The organism is Halalkalibacter kiskunsagensis (assembly GCF_037027555.1).
Classification (GTDB): domain Bacteria; phylum Bacillota; class Bacilli; order Bacillales; family Bacillaceae_D; genus Halalkalibacter; species Halalkalibacter kiskunsagensis.
On sequence record NZ_JAXBLX010000018.1, the window covers coordinates 60,293 to 75,947 of the forward strand.

Genomic DNA, 15,655 nt, shown 5'->3' on the forward strand with positions numbered 1-15,655 from the left:
CTTTAAAGTGCCGGGGGAGAGGAACCTTTACCAATATCTTACCTATAATATACTGTTATCAACATTCTTTGACTCAAAGTCATCAAGCAATACCCGTACTTCATCTGTTGACTTTGTGCTCATCAATTGATTTCTTAATTCACTCGCCCCTCGAAATCCTTTGACATATATCTTAAAAAAGCGATGAAGAGCTGTAAATGGACGTGCCTCAAATTCCTTTGAATATTGATCATAGAGGTCAAGATGCAATCTTAAGAGATCAAGGAATTCTTTACTGCTATGTTCTTTCGGCTCTTTTTCAAAGGCAAATGGATTTTTAAAAATACCACGCCCAATCATAATCCCATCAACTCCATATTGTTCGGCAAGCTTCAAGCCGGTTTGACGGTCAGGAATATCCCCATTAATTGTCAAAAGTGTATCTGGTGCCACACGATCACGAAGTTTCTTGATCTCAGGAATCAGCTCCCAATGAGCATCTACTAGGCTCATTTCCTTTCTTGTACGCAGATGAATGGAAAGGTTAGCGATGTCTTGTTTCAAAATATGTGTTAGCCAGTCCTGCCACTCGTCTAAATCCGTGTACCCAAGCCTTGTCTTCACACTTACTGGCAATCCTCCCGCTTTTGCTGCCTGTATTATATCTGCAGCCACTTCTGGACGAAGGATAAGACCGCTTCCCTTCCCTTTGGATGCTACATTAGGGACAGGACAGCCCATATTGATATCCACACCGCGAAAACCTTCTTTCGCCATTCCAATGCTCATTTGCCGAAAATACTCGGGTTCATCCCCCCATATATGAGCCACAATCGGTTGTTCGTCTTCTGTAAAAGTCAAACGCCCACGCACACTATGGTTCCCTTCTGGATGACAATAACTTACCGTGTTTGCAAACTCTGTAAAAAACACATCCGGTCTAGCAGCTTTACTCACTACATGACGGAAAACAACATCCGTCACTTCTTCCATTGGTGCTAGTATAAAAAACGGTCGTGGTAATTCACGCCAAAAATTATCTGTCATATTCAAACTCAAATCCTCTCATTATGGAACATCTGGATAAGCCCTTATATGGCCCCCAAAAATAAAAAGCAACGATGTCCCTGCTTCCTTTTACACTTATACCATGTTTGAGCACTTTGTATCAAACTATAGAAAATTTTTCGGATCAAGGTCCCTCACCCCCGGTGCGATACTAAATCAGTAAGGAAGATTTACCCATTTCAGGATGATATAATTAAATGTAATTAAGGAGGTATGTATTGTGGGTGATATAAAACTTTTTAGGTTAAACGGAGATAGCGTTGATGAATTAGAAGGGCAATCCGTATCAATAGAAAAATCACTTCAACATATTATTGAACAGCATTTGGAAACATTTTTAGGTGTCCGCTTTTTAGCATCTGAATATCGTACAGGCAAAAAACATGCTGGACGTATTGATACGTTAGGTATAGATGAAAATAACTCGCCCGTAATTATTGAATACAAGCGTTCAATTAAAGAAAATGTAATAAATCAAGGACTTTTACTTAGATTGGTTACTTGATCATAAAGCAGAATTTGAACTTATGACCTTACGTAAGTACGGGGAAGCCGTTGCAGACGCTATTGATTGGAGTAGCCCCCGTTTACTTTGTATTGCAGGCGGTTTTACAAAATATGATGAACACGCCGTACAACAAATAAATAGAAATATCGAACTTTACCAATACAAGCATTATAATGAAGGTTTTATTCTACTTGATTTAGTTAATGCTACAACCGCACAAACAGTCCATATTAGTGAAGAAGTTGCTATTAGTACGCAAACAAATAAAAATACAAAGGTAAAAACGGTATCTGATTACTTAGAGCAAGCTAATACGGATGTAACCGATCGATTTGAAACGCTAAAAGCCTACATGATGGCTCTCGGTGATGACGTACAAATGAAAATCCTTAAACATTACATAGCATTTAAGCGTATTAAGAACTTTGCTTGTTTAGAAATACATCCGCAAACTGCAAAGATACTACTTTATTTAAAAGTTAAACCCGATACAATTACATTAGAACAAGGCTTTACCCGTGATGTTACTAATATAGGGCATTATGGTACGGGCGATTTAGAAGTTGTCATTTCTAATGATGAAGATATAGAAAAAGCAAAACACTTAATAAATATAGCTTATGATGTTAGTTAGTTTTATTAAACAAACAAATGTTCCTGTCCCCCCCTACTTTAAAGTGAAGGCACTGAAAAAGGTACGTTTTTCACCTTTTTCAGTGGCCTCCTTTAAAGTGCCGGGGGACAGGAACCTTTACCATCAACTCTTATCATTGGTATTAATTTTGCCAAAGATAAACACGCTGCACGTGCACAAGCTTATTATTGGAAGCCGTATTTTTGGAGTAGAAGTTATAGGATTTTAACGACTGGTGGTGCGCCAATCGAAGTGATTAAGGAATACATTGAAAACCAAGGAAAAGAAGAAACGCCTAACCCGACTATATCATAGATTTTGAAGGGGAATGCGGCGTTCATTTTTGTTCAACTTTTTTGTAATATTATTAACACCCAACTCTAAACAACTAATCCACCTTAAACGATCACCTGTTTTTACTGATATCGTTTAAGGTGATCTATGAATAGATTTCTTTCCTATCCTAACTCACTGTTTTTTCTCTCTCTTTTTTAATTACTGCTTTATTATTTTGCTTTTTTAAGTCTTGATTAAATGTTTTTATCAAACCATAGCACATGATTAAGACAATGAATGTTAGTGGAAATGAACTAACAATGATAGCTGTTTGTAAACCAGCTAATCCCCCTGAAGCCATCAATACCACGGTAGAAGCTACTAGGATGACGCCCCATGTGACCTTTACTTTGTTTGGAGGGTTTAACTTTCCGTCAGTCGTCTGCATCCCTAAAACAAAAGTTGCTGAGTCTGCTGAAGTAATAAAAAAGGTTGTGATAAGGGCCACCGTCAAAATTGAGAGTATTATGCCAAAAGGCAATTGTTGGTAAACGTAGAATAATGCAGTTTCAATTCCTTGTCCAGATACGTTTAATCCCTCGAAAAATTCTAAATAAATTCCTGTTCCACCAAAAACAGTAAACCATAGAGCGCAAACAAGGGATGGAATGAGGAGAACAGCCACGGTAAACTCTCGTATTGTGCGACCTTTTGAAACACGGGCAATAAACATTCCAACAAACGGAGTCCAGGAAACCCACCATGCCCAATAAAAGATTGTCCAACCTTGTGTCCAAGCTGCTTCTTTGGCATCAAAAGGAGACAACCGCAATCCCATTAATGCTACATTTTGTACATAACTGCCTAATGTTGATGTAAACATATTAAACAGGAATAAAGTAGGACCAAGAACAAACATTGTAATAAATAGTAAAACGGCAATTGACATATTTACATTACTTAAATACTTGATTCCTCTTGAAATACCTGTATTTGCTGAAATGATGAAAAGCACTGATATGATACCCATAATCATGATTTGTACCATAAAGTTATTAGGAATACCTACAAGATACGCTAATCCGGCATTGATTTGCTGTGATCCTAACCCGAGAGAGGCTGCTACCCCAAACAAAGTCGCAAAAACAGACATCACATCGATCGTTTGACCGAGAGGACCTTTCACCTTTTCGCCAAATACAGGATAGAGCGTGGCGCTCATTAAACCTGGTGCATTTTTTCTAAACTTTTGATAAGCAAAGGCTAACGCTACGATTGCATAAATAGCCCAAGCATGTAATCCCCAATGAAGCCATGTATACCGCATACCCAGAATGGCGGACTGCGCTGTACTTCCATCTCCTAAAGGAGGGGCCGTAAAATGAGCAATTGGTTCAGAGACACCATAGAATAGAAGACCTATTCCCATTCCGGCAGAAAATAACATTGCAAACCAAGTGGGACGGCTGTATTCGGGTTTAGAATCAGGCTTACCAAGTTTGATTTTCCCATATTTGCTGAAAATCATAAAAAAAGCAAATATAAGGGAAAAAGTAGCGACTAACTGATAAAACCAACCAAATGACTCAAGAATAAAACTTTGAGCGACTGTCATTGCAGCAGCAAACTGTTCTGGTATAAGCACACCAATTAATACAAAAATGGTAGCTATACCTACTGAAATTTTGAAAGTCGACCTATCACTATGTTCCAAAACACAACACTTCCTTTTCAGATTTTCTTTTAAAATTTATCCTTATGGTTCTTTAAATCTTCTATTGATTGAACATCAACATTTGTTCCTTGTTCACTTTCCTCTCTCATATTAAAGAAACTAACTTTTTAAAGAAGGGTTTGACACGCATAACTTTAGTACAGCGTGTCAAACCAGATTCATTATTCGACTTTCATACCTATGGACTCTAAGACAAAATTGTAAAATTTGGTAACGTGTTGTTCAATCGGTACTAAAATTCCGCCATTCTTGTATGCTCTTGATCCCATGTTTTCTTGACACCACTCGCACGCATCAAAATCTTGCATATTCACACGATGGAACAATTCAACAGCATCTTCTAGATCAAAATCTGACTTTTCCATTTCTTCTGGATCAAATAACCATTCACAAATTACTTTCGATTTCTCCGCACTAATTGGAATGATACGATGAACAATGACATGGTCCGGTGTTAAATTAATAAATACGAGCGGAAGAATCGTTATGCCATAATATAAACGATCATCTTCTGGAAGCAATCCTTTAAGCATCGGACGATTGCCTTTGCCGCTTATTGAGAAAGCATCTAGCTCATCATTAAACATGGCTCCTCCACCGACTGAATTTTGAGTACCAATACCTGAACGAAATTCCGGAAGAGTCGCTGTTAATTCAGGATGAATAGAAGAACAATGATAACATTCTTGGAAATTTTCCACGATAAGTTTCCAATTTGCTGCTACCTCGTACTCTTTACGATGAGCGACTTTTAAATCTTGAATTTGATATCTACTAAATGTAGCAAGCTCGCCAAAGCGGTCAAATATTTGCGTATCTAATTGTTGTTCAACCGGTAATGGATTTTCTGCTAGGTTCAGCCAAATCATTCCGTGCCATATTTGAAGGTGCACAGGCTCTAAGCCATAGTTTTCATTGTTAACCAACTCATCACGGCATTCACTTGTATTAGGAACTCCAAGTAAAGAACCATCAAGACCATAACTCCAAGAATGGTATGGACAGCGAATAACTCCCGTTTTGCCGCAAGGGTCATTACAAAGTGTCGCTCCACGATGACGACACGCATTTATGAACGCACGAACCACATTGTCTTTTCCTCTGACAATTAAAATATTTTCGTTCTGCACCTTTGTTGTAATGTAATGGCCTGGCTTCCCTACCTCATATTCAAAGCCAACTAAAATCCATGTTTTAGCGAAAATCTGCTCTTTTTCTAGTTCAAAGATTTCCGGAGATGTATACAGCTCTCCTTTCAATGTTTCCTTTAATTTCCCTTTATCACTTACTGTTGTCTGATTCATTACCATCTGTCTTCCTCCTTTATCCACTTGGCAAGGGTCAAATAGACCATTTATGAGCTGATTCACTTAAAAATCACTGATGTACAAAACGCTGTGGGCAGAATAAATCTATTGGGTGATTTGTTTGCCCATTAATAACTAAGTCTGCTAAAACCTCTCCTACCACACTTGCAAACTTAAATCCATGCCCGGAAAATCCAGCTGCAACCGTTACTTGTGGGTGAGTCGGGTGAGCAGAAATGACAAAATGCTCATCAGGTGTGTTCGTATACATACACGTTTTTCCTTGTAAAAAACGACCATTTAACTTTGGAATGCCTTGGACAAGATAGTTTCTCATCATTTCTACTTCATCGTCATACACGTTTCGGTCAATAGTGTCTGGGGTACAAGGTTTTCCCTTACGGAAGAAGGCGACTTTTGCTCCTTCAGCTCCTAGTGCTGAAGAAGGAAAACCATATAATTGCACATTATCTTCTGCTTCCCATATATAAATCGGCTGTTTTCCAACACGGAAGGGTTCGATTCCTCCAGTTGGCTCAAAGAACATTTGAATATGACGTTCTACTTGTAAACTTACACCTAAGTCGTTCAATAGCTGAGGTGCCCAAGCTCCTGCAGAAATAATTATTTTTCCTGCTTCATACGTTCCGTTAGCTGTCACAACACGTACACCTTCACCAGAAGGATGGGCTTCCCAGGATTGAACTGCTTCAAAGAATCGTAGGTCAGCTCCGTGTTTTTCCGCTTGAAGAAGATGACTATAGACACTTAGTTCCGGTCTGACAAATCCAGCCTTTGCTTCATATAAGGCTAGGGTATTATCAGATGGGTTAAATAACGGGAAACGTCTACGAATATCATTTGCCTCCAACACCTCATAAGCAAGATTCCACTGCTTTGCACTTTCAATGCTCCCAGATACCGTTAAGCTATCAGGAGGACCCATCATTAATCCGCCTGTTACCGTCAAAATCTCTTCTCCACTTTCTCTTTCAATCTCGTCCCATAATTCATAGGCGCGAAGCAATAAGGGAACATAAGCAGGATCTTCAAAATAAGACTGTCGAATAATCCTTGAGCCGCCATGACTCGACCCTTGATCATGTGCCGGGCCAAACTGTTCAAGCCCAAGTACCCGTTGACCTCTCTTCGCTAATTGATAAGCAGCCGTACTCCCCATTGCTCCTAAACCGATGATAATGACATCATAAATTTTCGACATAGGACACCTCCTGTTTTCCCATTTTTTTATTAGACAGTCACAACAGATTCTCTGATGATTTTTGCTGTGTAACGCTCTCCGAAGTATTCAATACTTAATTCCTTGCTTGCTTTTACAGCTTCAGGTAATACCAATACATGTACAACCCCTTTGCCGAGATGATATGCATATCCAGCACTTGTGACAAAACCAACCGCTGTATCTTCATCAAATACAGGTTCATACCCCATTACAACGATTGAAGGGTCATTCAGTTCTAATGTAATTGCCAGAAGTTTCGGTCCCTCATTATTACGTTCAAGCAACGCTTCTTTTCCAATGAAAGTTTGTTTGTTAAGGTCAACCATATGATGAAGCCCTACTTCATATGGGCTATGCTCACTCCAAAAGTCTTTACCACTTCTTAACTTAAGTGATTCGATTCGAAGATTTTCAAGAGCACGGTCTCCAACGGCAATGAGCTGATATGGTTGTCCGGATTCAACTAATCGATCCCATAATTGCAATCCTTGAGCGAAAGTCGTAAATAACTCCCATCCTTCTGTACCAAGATAGGAATCATAAACAGCTAATACGGTAACATTTCCAATAAACAATTCTTTGGCTTGTCCAGGCTGCCATACCTTTGATGTAAAGAATTCAGGAGCAAGAGACTGGAGCACGTCTGATGCCTTAGGCCCGATTACGGCAAGACTGCAAGTTGCAGCTGTTACATCTTGAATCGCAACTCTACTTTCTATTGGCAAATGTCTTTTAATCCAACTAGCTTCCACTGCACCTGTGCAAAGAACAAGAAAAGCTGCTTCTCCTGTACGGATGACCCTGATTTCATCTTTGATGCCAGCTAATTCATTTAGCATGAACGTGTTCATTACTTGGCCAACCGAAATGTCAATATTTCCCGTTGTTAATTTTTGTAAAAACTCAACTGCATCCTCTCCCTTGATTTCTAATCGTTTTTTGGCAGCTGTAGCATCATAAAGTCCAGCATATTGCTTAGTATGCAGGTGCTCAGCTTCAATCGTCGGCTCCCAATATTCTGCGGCCCAACCTTTTCGCTTGAAAATGGCATTTTTATAGTTTTCAACAAGTAAGGCATTTGCGTCATACCATTGTGGCTGCTCCCATCCCAATTTTTCGTTAAAGGAAGCCCCTAATGATTTTTGCCGCAGATAAAATGGGCTGACACGCATCTCCCGCGCTGTTTCTGGCGGCATAAAAGGGTGATGGATAGCATATACTTTTTCAAAATTTTCAATCGAGCGCTTTTTATAAAATGTCGGGTTTAGGGCAAAGTTATCAAAGCGATTAATGTCACACAGCTCCAAATCGAGACTTGGTGTACCATTGATGATCCATTCAGCCATTGCTTTTCCTACACCGGCAGAATGGGTAACCCAGATCGCTTCCGCCACCCAGAATCCACGAACATTCTGCGCCTCCCCAAGCAGCGGCATTCCATCAGGCGTAAACGAGAAGATCCCATTGATTCCTCTTTTTAAACCTGCTTGTGTTAATCCAGGAAGTAGCTTAAGAGAATCTTGCCATGGTTTTTCAAAATCTTCCGGTGTAAATGGCTTTACAGATGGCATTTCTTTCGTTTCGCCATATTTGGTAATTTCACGAATCTCAACAGGCAATGGACGATGTTGATAAGAGCCAATGCCCAAACCTTTGAACACTTGACGATAATACATAGCACGATCTTGATCACGGATAAGAGGAGCTGTTACTTCTTCTGTTTCGTCAGCTAATTCCTGTAAATCATTCGTAAACACATATTGATGTGCCAGTGGTTGAAGAGGAATCGTCACACCTGCCATCTCCCCAATACGAGGTCCCCAAAATCCGGCACAGCAAATAACGATATCAGCTTCAAATCTTCCAGCTGTTGTTTCAACAGCTTTTATTTGGCTGTCTACAACATCAAAGTCGGTTACTTCTGTATGACTATAAAATACCGCGCCTTGAGATATAGAAAATTCAGCCATTTTTTCATTAGCACGAAGCGGTTTGGCTATTCCATCTGACGGTACATATAGTCCTCCATAAATATTTTCCGAATTGATGAGTGAACACTTTTCCTCACATTCTTCCGGTGAAAGAATAAATGATTCCATTCCCCACGATGCAGCTAACCCTGCCTTACGTTTCAAATCCTCTAACCGTTCGGGAGTACTAGCCACTTCAATACTTCCAACAGAATGAAAAGATGGTTTTTCGTCAGAGCTTAACTCTTTAAAACATTCGACTGTTTGATTGGCCAAGGTTGTTAATAGTTTTGAAGAATTAAGCTGAAATACAAGTCCAGGGGCATGCGATGTTGACCCCCCTGTTTCAAATAATGGTCCTTGCTCAATGACCGTAATGTTTCGTTGACCCATTTTGCTTAAATAGTAGGCAGTGCTGCATCCAACAACACCAGCTCCAATGATGATAATTTTCTTTTGATCCATAACGCGGCATCCCTCTCCTTCTTGCTTATAACAAAAATTAATTTGTTGAGGGAATTATAACTCTCATACTCAGAATTTTTAAACAATTTTCGTCAGAAAATATAACACATAATTTTCAAGGCTTTTTTTTTTGATTGTTCGTAAAATGACCCCTTTTTTTCTTGTATAGCTAAAATAAACAGCAATTTCACAGGAATAACGAACTTTTTTTGGAATGGAATTATCTACAAGTTAACTTAGCTTGTTTTGGTTTGATGGAGTGAGCAGGACAAACTAGTTGGTTGATCATGAATTTGTATCTAAGGATCAAAACGTAATTATGATAATATGAGCTTCTCATTTTTTTGCAGAGTGGATCCTTTACCGATAAGACAAACACGCATGCTACTATATCAACTCCGTTCTTCCATAGTATATTTTTTGTAACTATATGATTTCAAAGTGCGTGCTTATTTTTTGTCAGCATCTCATCTACACTGAAACCATATCAACTAAACTAAATTATTAAGGAGTAAACAATTTATGGCACTTCAGTTAGCGTTAGATCTTGTAAACATTCCAGAAGCAAAAGAACTAGTAAAAGAGGTTCAGAAGCATATTGATGTTGTAGAAATTAGAACACCTGTTGTGATTAACGAAGGTCTTCGTGCGGTAAAAGAAATCAAAGAAGCCTTTCCTTCTTTAGGAGTGTTGGCTGATTAAAAATTATGGACGCTGGAACTTATGTGGTGTCATTTACTTTTGGCGATGAGAATGAAGGAAATGAGGGATCTTGAATGTTTAAAAGGCTATTTTCCAACGAAAGGACATTAGAGAAAATTGTATACCTCCCCCCATTAAAAACGACCTATTTAAATTCTAATAATGCACTACATTTTTTGTCGATTCTAATTGATTTGCGTGTAGAAAATATCAAAATCGGTATTCGTAACTATTCAATGACTTATTGGGACAAATTAGATATTACAACTTGCATAGCAGAAGAAAAGAAAAGTGTGCTTTTGAATAATATAGAGTTAAATTTGGAAGCAGACACTCACGATATAGATTTCCAGTGGAAGGATGAAGTAACTTTTATGTTATCCATATATAATAAAAGGATTGCTGGGATCGTTGGAGTCATTCTCATTGGTAAAATCCCTATCAATAAGAAGCCACTTCTCATTTCTAGCTCCAAGGCCAATAAAGCGGACTGAAAATAAGTTACTTTATTAAATATCCCTTTCGTGAAATACTTACTGCTTTTTTCATGTCTCTTTTATAAAAACTTTTTCTAACAGTATACTTTTAGTTACTATATGATATTAAAGTGCGTACTTCCTTTCTTAAAAAATTTAACCTAGAATAAGTTACAGAAACATGATAATAAAAATTTAAATGAGGAGTGAAGAATTTATGAAACTTCAATTAGCATTGGATCTTGTCAATATTCCGGAGGCAAAGGAAGTAGTAAATGAGGTACAGGAGCACGTTGACATTGTAGAAATTGGTACACCAGTTGTCATTAATGAAGGGCTAAGAGCTGTAAAAGAAATCAAAGAAGCGTTTCCTTCTTTACAAGTATTAGCTGATTTAAAAATCATGGATGCAGGTGCATATGAAGTGATGAAGGCATCTGAAGCTGGAGCTGATATTATTACTGTACTTGGAGCAACTGATGATGCAACAATCAAAGGGGCAGTGGAAGAAGCTAAAAAACAAGGGACACAAATTCTTGTCGATATGATTAATGTAAAAGACTTAGAACAGCGTGCATATGAAGTGGATGCACTTGGTGTCGATTATATTTGCGTTCACACAGGCTATGATCTTCAAGCAGCTGGAGAAAATCCTTTTGAACAGCTTCAAGCCATTAAACGTGTCGTAAAGAATGCAAAAACAGCAGTAGCAGGTGGGATTAAATTAGACACACTTCCAGAAGTGATACAATCACAGCCTGATCTTGTGATTGTAGGCGGTGGTATTACAGGCCAAGAAGATAAAAAGGCAGTTGCTACTCAAATGCAAAGATTAATTAAACAAGAAACTTTTGCATGAGAAGAGGAAAATCATTATGCAGACAACTCAATATGTCACTGAAATCATAAAAGAGTTAAATCGTACCGCTGACTTACTAACTAATGAAGAAGCTGAGAAATTGGTAGACCATGTCCTTAAATCAAAGAAAATTTTTGTGGCTGGTGCAGGGCGATCTGGATTTATGGCTAAGTCCTTTGCAATGCGAATGATGCATATGGGGTTAGATACTTATGTAGTAGGCGAATCCGTCACTCCTAACTTAGAAGAGGACGACATTTTGATTATTGGATCCGGATCAGGAGAAACGAAAAGTTTAATATCGATGGCAGAAAAAGCAAAAAACTTAGGTGCAACCGTAGCGCTTGTGACCATTTTCCCTGAATCAACGATTGGAAAAATAGCCGATATTTCTATTAAATTACCTGCCAAATCTAAGACCGAAACAGACAGTGAATTTAACACCATACAGCCAATGGGATCATTATTTGAACAAACGCTCCTATTATTCTTTGATGCCATTATATTAAGAGTTATGGAGAAAAAGGGATTGAATTCCGAAACTATGTTTGGCAGACATGCCAATCTTGAGTAGAAAAAGAAATTTTGGTTAGATCCTCAGATGAAGTAATAAGTAATCTGTCAAACCATATAGAATAATTTCTATTTAAGAAGCAAGAAATAAAAAATTAAAGATCTCGTTACTTAAAGTTAAGGCTGCTACAATTTGAAACAGCATCATGATTTAACATATAATATATCCTAATTATGATAATGATCCTTATAATAAGGCTCCGGACTTAATAAAAAATCCGGAGCCTTTTCAATGCAACATAATAGTTTCGTATATTTATATATATCTAATCTCCTGCTTTAAAATCACTTTTGAGAAGTCCCATAACATGCTGTTTATTTTTCCAGCAAGAATTGAGTTATTCAAATAAACCAGACTAAAACTGAGCAAAGCCGTTAATAGAAGAAAAAGATTTTTTCACTTGATAAATTCAATTTCTTCTACTCTTTGTTTCATAACAGTCTCCATATGGTCTTTTCCCCATTCATACATAGAATCAAGAATCGGCATCAGAGTTTTTCCTTTTTCACTAAGTGAATATTCCACTTTAGGTGGAACAACGGGATGAACTTTACGCTCAACAATGAAGTCTTTTTCCAACTCTCGCAACTGATTAGCAAGCATTTTTGGGGTAATATCTGGGATTACAGACTTCAGTTCACTGAATCGTTTCGTTCCCTCTTTACCCAAGTACCATAAAATAGGCAACTTCCATTTACCTCCGATAATAGAAAGTGTTAACTCCTTTTCACAGTTAAACATCTTATCACAAGTATTATACCCCATGTGTTTCCCTCCTAGGAAATAACTAACAATATGTCTTTCTCGAAACTACTATTTATAAATTCATTTTAAATTGTTTTTTAAAATTACATTTCAATTATGTCAGAGTTCCTTACATAAATTTATGTATTCATTTTTCTAAATCTTAAACATGTAGTATGTTCAAGATTTAGAGATTAGTTTTAAGCTAACAAAAAATTTTGTAGCAGAATCCCAATGCGGCATTTCAATTATCGGAAAGAGATGGAAAGTTACGTTGTAGGTACACCCTGCTTTGCTTCTTCATGAAAGATTATGTCTTTTTTATTACGGGTGTCATTTTAGCCGTTCGTAAGGATAAGAGATAGAATGAGCAGGAAAGGAGTGAAAAATAGACGTTCGGAAATTTGGGATGACAGCTGTGATGGCCATGCATAAAATAGGTCTAAAAAAGACGCCCTTTTATAAACCTGTCACGGAGTATGAAGAAGGAGCACAAAAATAAATCTATATAATAGGAAGAAACTCGTCAAAAAATTAGCCTCTGGCGGTGAGCAGATGCATTTTCATCTCCCCGTGATGTGGTTTTTATTAGCTTCTTTAAACTTTTTTAATTGCCTGTAGATTATTCAGAAACAATTTAAACGGTTGTTTGTAACTGAATTTCTATAGAGATTTTTGTTATTAAATTACCGATTTCGATTTCTCCCACATCATTACGTAATCCAGGACAGGTTGCTTTTAAATGACAATCCAAAAAGTAACCCTCCATACCAACCGGAACAAAGGATTACTTTTTGAAAAACAATATAACTGTATACTTAAAACGCTTTGTTTTTAATACACATCACGTTGGTAACGCCCTTGCTTCTGCATATTTTTAAGATACGCTTCAGCTGCATCGCGGGCCATCGCGCCTTCTTTTTCAATTACAGTAATAAGCGCTTCGTTAACGTCTTTCGCCATATGTTTCTTATCCCCACAAACGTAGAAATACGCTCCTTTTTCAATCCATTCAAACAATTCTTTGCTATGTTCGAGCATTTTGTGTTGCACATAAATTTTTTGAGACGTATCACGGGAGAAGGTAGTATCAAGTCTTGTCAATACCCCATCTTGTTGATATTTTTCCAACTCATTTTGATAAAGGAAATCTGACGCTGCATGCTGGTCTCCAAAAAATAGCCATGACCGGCCAGTAACTTTATTCACTGCTCGTTCCTGGATAAAAGAACGGAATGGTGCAATGCCTGTCCCAGGCCCAACCATAATAATATCTTTATCTTGAGACTCTGGCAAATAGAAGTGTTTATTTGCTTGAACAAAGACTGAAAGCGTATCTCCTTCTTGAACACGTTCTGCACATAAAACAGAACAAACGCCTTTTCGATCACGTCCGTGCGTCGTGTAGCGTACAGCACCAATGGTTAGATGAACTTCATCTGGATTAGCAGTAACACTGCTTGCAATAGAATAGAGACGCGGTGTCATTTTTCTTAATAATGAAACGATTTCTTGAGCAGAAGCCTTCCATGAACCAAAATCACGTAACATATCAAGCAAATCACGCCCATAACAATATTCCTTTAGTTGATTTACATTTTCGACCAGCACAAGCTTTTGCAGCTCTTCGTTTTCTGTAAATACAGCTGCCTGTTGTAAAATCTTCTTCGTCAGCAGTGTAATTTCAAAGTAGCTTGTTAATGCTTCCTTCAGTGGCAGTGTCTCACCTTGCTTACTAACGGTTACAACCGCTTCTTCATCCCATCCCATTTCATTAATAAGAGAAACCACAAGCTCTGGATCATTTGATGGGATAACGCCAAGTGCATCACCTGGGACATAAGAAAGGCCTGACCCTTGTAATGATAACTCTATATGCCTTGTTTCCTTGCTAGAGCCAGCTCCATTTAAATTAATATTTTTTAAAATCTTTGCTTGAAATGGATTGGTCCTTGAAAATGGGAGTTTCTCACTTTTCGCTTTTTTAGAATCTTCTAAATTAAGTTTCATAGCTCTTAACCTCCAAAGGTAGTATATATTGCTTGTATAACAAAAAAAAAATGGATCATCCTAACTCTCTAAAACGAATAACTATGTAGCATTTCATAGAGAAACTTAAATAATATAACAAGTGCAAAAACAAGCAGCATAATGTGACCGGATTTGACTATACGATTTCTTATATCGCGAACAAAAATCCATATCCAAAAAATAGCCAACATACCCCAAATGAAATTGGATACGAGCTCCGTTCCTATCAATGTCCTCATCCTTCTCAACCTTCGTTTATATTATATTGTCTACCACATAGAGCATACTGAATTACTTGTCTTTCTTCTGCTTAGATATCTATGATATTTGTGTTTCTATCTATACTTCTTTACTGTATTTAAGCTTTTCCTTTTAATTTAATCGTCCCATTGTGCACATGAACTTGAAGTTAAGGTTTCTCCAAAAAGAAAGCCACGTTCATCTGTATAATCAATTTGGACCTCTTCATCTAAATAACGTTTCGTAAAACGATCCATTCGAATCTGGATCCCCTCGTACTCAATAATCGTATCGTTTCGTCGCGGTTCATCAAAAACTAGCGTAAACTTAACAGTCATCCCGCATCCCCCAGCTATATCAGCGTCAATTCGAGGAGATTGTTCGTCCTTGAACACCATTTCTTTTAGCTTTTTCAACGCCACCTCTGTTAACGTAATAACCATCGGATTCTCTCCTTCTCACCCGTGTCCTACCTTTTAATATTACACATTCGCTTTTGCTGCAAGGACCTGTTCATCTGCATGGTAGGAAGAGCGAACGAGCGGGCCTGCTTCACAGTGACTAAACCCTTTTAACAATGCAATTTTCTTTAATTCATTAAACTCCTGTGGGCTCCAATATTTTTGTACTTTTAAATGGCGTTTCGTTGGCTGTAAATATTGACCAATTGTTATAATATCAACATCGTTAGCACGAAGGTCATCCATCGTTTCTATGATTTCTTCTTTCGTTTCTCCAAGACCAATCATAATGCTTGATTTCGTTGGAATATTGGCATTCATTTGTTTTGCATTTTCACGCATTAATAACAGTCCCCACTTCAAGAGTTGAGAAGTAGAAGAAA

The 15,655-nt window shown here is 37.8% G+C and carries 12 protein-coding genes and 3 pseudogenes; 6 read left to right on the forward strand and 9 right to left on the reverse strand.

Going from position 1 to position 15,655, the window contains the following annotated elements:
- Positions 1–42: 42 nt before the first annotated feature.
- Complete coding sequence (locus SLH51_RS12200; protein WP_335961575.1) at positions 43–1,026, reverse strand: tRNA dihydrouridine synthase; 984 nt, start codon at positions 1,024–1,026, stop codon at positions 43–45.
- Between the two features lie 241 nt (positions 1,027–1,267).
- On the opposite strand from SLH51_RS12200, the pseudogene SLH51_RS12205 reads away from it, so the two are divergent.
- Positions 1,268–2,189 (forward strand): annotated as a pseudogene (locus SLH51_RS12205) (DUF5655 domain-containing protein).
- 132 nt (positions 2,190–2,321) lie between these two features.
- Complete coding sequence (locus SLH51_RS12210; RefSeq protein WP_390183815.1) at positions 2,322–2,504, forward strand: transposase; 183 nt, start codon at positions 2,322–2,324, stop codon at positions 2,502–2,504.
- 148 nt (positions 2,505–2,652) lie between these two features.
- Here SLH51_RS12210 and SLH51_RS12215 read toward each other — a convergent pair whose 3' ends face one another.
- The 4 genes from SLH51_RS12215 to SLH51_RS12230 form a co-directional block, all read right to left on the reverse strand.
- On the reverse strand, positions 2,653–4,179 hold the full coding sequence (locus SLH51_RS12215; RefSeq protein ID WP_335961543.1) for a glycine betaine uptake BCCT transporter: 1,527 nt from the start codon (positions 4,177–4,179) through the stop codon (positions 2,653–2,655).
- 182 nt (positions 4,180–4,361) lie between these two features.
- Entirely contained in the window at positions 4,362–5,510 is a 1,149-nt protein-coding gene (locus SLH51_RS12220; RefSeq protein ID WP_335961544.1) for an aromatic ring-hydroxylating oxygenase subunit alpha, read from the reverse strand.
- A 67-nt stretch (positions 5,511–5,577) separates the two neighbouring features.
- On the reverse strand, positions 5,578–6,729 hold the full coding sequence (solA, locus tag SLH51_RS12225) for an N-methyl-L-tryptophan oxidase (RefSeq protein WP_335961545.1): 1,152 nt from the start codon (positions 6,727–6,729) through the stop codon (positions 5,578–5,580).
- A 29-nt stretch (positions 6,730–6,758) separates the two neighbouring features.
- Positions 6,759–9,185 (reverse strand): GcvT family protein, encoded by a 2,427-nt coding sequence (locus SLH51_RS12230; RefSeq protein ID WP_335961546.1) that lies wholly within the window; start codon positions 9,183–9,185, stop codon positions 6,759–6,761.
- 522 nt (positions 9,186–9,707) lie between these two features.
- Between SLH51_RS12230 and SLH51_RS12235 the strand changes: the two are divergent.
- The 4 genes and pseudogenes from SLH51_RS12235 to hxlB form a co-directional block, all read left to right on the forward strand.
- A pseudogene (locus SLH51_RS12235) lies at positions 9,708–9,916 on the forward strand (orotidine 5'-phosphate decarboxylase / HUMPS family protein); the annotation flags it as partial.
- Positions 9,917–9,961: 45 nt separating this feature from the next.
- On the forward strand, positions 9,962–10,381 hold the full coding sequence (locus tag SLH51_RS12240; protein ID WP_335961547.1) for a hypothetical protein: 420 nt from the start codon (positions 9,962–9,964) through the stop codon (positions 10,379–10,381).
- Positions 10,382–10,580: 199 nt separating this feature from the next.
- Entirely contained in the window at positions 10,581–11,222 is a 642-nt protein-coding gene (hxlA, locus tag SLH51_RS12245; protein WP_335961548.1) for a 3-hexulose-6-phosphate synthase, read from the forward strand.
- A 16-nt stretch (positions 11,223–11,238) separates the two neighbouring features.
- Positions 11,239–11,796 (forward strand): 6-phospho-3-hexuloisomerase, encoded by a 558-nt coding sequence (hxlB, locus tag SLH51_RS12250; RefSeq protein WP_335961549.1) that lies wholly within the window; start codon positions 11,239–11,241, stop codon positions 11,794–11,796.
- A gap of 396 nt (positions 11,797–12,192) precedes the next feature.
- On the opposite strand, the gene SLH51_RS12255 is transcribed toward hxlB, so the two are convergent.
- The 4 genes and pseudogenes from SLH51_RS12255 to SLH51_RS12270 form a co-directional block, all read right to left on the reverse strand.
- Positions 12,193–12,561, reverse strand: coding sequence for a winged helix-turn-helix transcriptional regulator (locus SLH51_RS12255; RefSeq protein ID WP_335961550.1), 369 nt, complete (start codon positions 12,559–12,561; stop codon positions 12,193–12,195).
- Positions 12,562–13,374: 813 nt separating this feature from the next.
- A complete protein-coding gene (locus SLH51_RS12260) occupies positions 13,375–14,550 on the reverse strand; it encodes a sulfite reductase subunit alpha (protein WP_335961551.1) in 1,176 nt (391 codons plus the stop codon).
- Positions 14,551–14,948: 398 nt separating this feature from the next.
- The gene (locus SLH51_RS12265; RefSeq protein WP_335961552.1) at positions 14,949–15,254 is read right to left on the reverse strand and encodes a HesB/IscA family protein; all 306 of its coding nucleotides are present in this window, start codon (positions 15,252–15,254) and stop codon (positions 14,949–14,951) included.
- Between the two features lie 39 nt (positions 15,255–15,293).
- A pseudogene (locus SLH51_RS12270) lies at positions 15,294–15,602 on the reverse strand (lipoyl synthase); the annotation flags it as partial.
- Between the last annotated feature and the right edge of the window lie 53 nt (positions 15,603–15,655).

What these genes read in the sequence shown, in the direction of transcription:
- SLH51_RS12240 (WP_335961547.1), top strand. Translation starts at nt 9,962, where the DNA reads ATGTTTAAAAGGCTATTTTCCAACGAAAGGACATTAGAGAAAATTGTA.
- SLH51_RS12200 (WP_335961575.1), bottom strand. Translation starts at nt 1,026, where the DNA reads ATGACAGATAATTTTTGGCGTGAATTACCACGACCGTTTTTTATACTA.
- hxlB (WP_335961549.1), top strand. Translation starts at nt 11,239, where the DNA reads ATGCAGACAACTCAATATGTCACTGAAATCATAAAAGAGTTAAATCGT.
- SLH51_RS12220 (WP_335961544.1), bottom strand. Translation starts at nt 5,510, where the DNA reads ATGGTAATGAATCAGACAACAGTAAGTGATAAAGGGAAATTAAAGGAA.
- SLH51_RS12255 (WP_335961550.1), bottom strand. Translation starts at nt 12,561, where the DNA reads ATGGGGTATAATACTTGTGATAAGATGTTTAACTGTGAAAAGGAGTTA.
- SLH51_RS12260 (WP_335961551.1), bottom strand. Translation starts at nt 14,550, where the DNA reads ATGAAACTTAATTTAGAAGATTCTAAAAAAGCGAAAAGTGAGAAACTC.
- SLH51_RS12230 (WP_335961546.1), bottom strand. Translation starts at nt 9,185, where the DNA reads ATGGATCAAAAGAAAATTATCATCATTGGAGCTGGTGTTGTTGGATGC.
- SLH51_RS12265 (WP_335961552.1), bottom strand. Translation starts at nt 15,254, where the DNA reads ATGGTTATTACGTTAACAGAGGTGGCGTTGAAAAAGCTAAAAGAAATG.
- solA (WP_335961545.1), bottom strand. Translation starts at nt 6,729, where the DNA reads ATGTCGAAAATTTATGATGTCATTATCATCGGTTTAGGAGCAATGGGG.
- hxlA (WP_335961548.1), top strand. Translation starts at nt 10,581, where the DNA reads ATGAAACTTCAATTAGCATTGGATCTTGTCAATATTCCGGAGGCAAAG.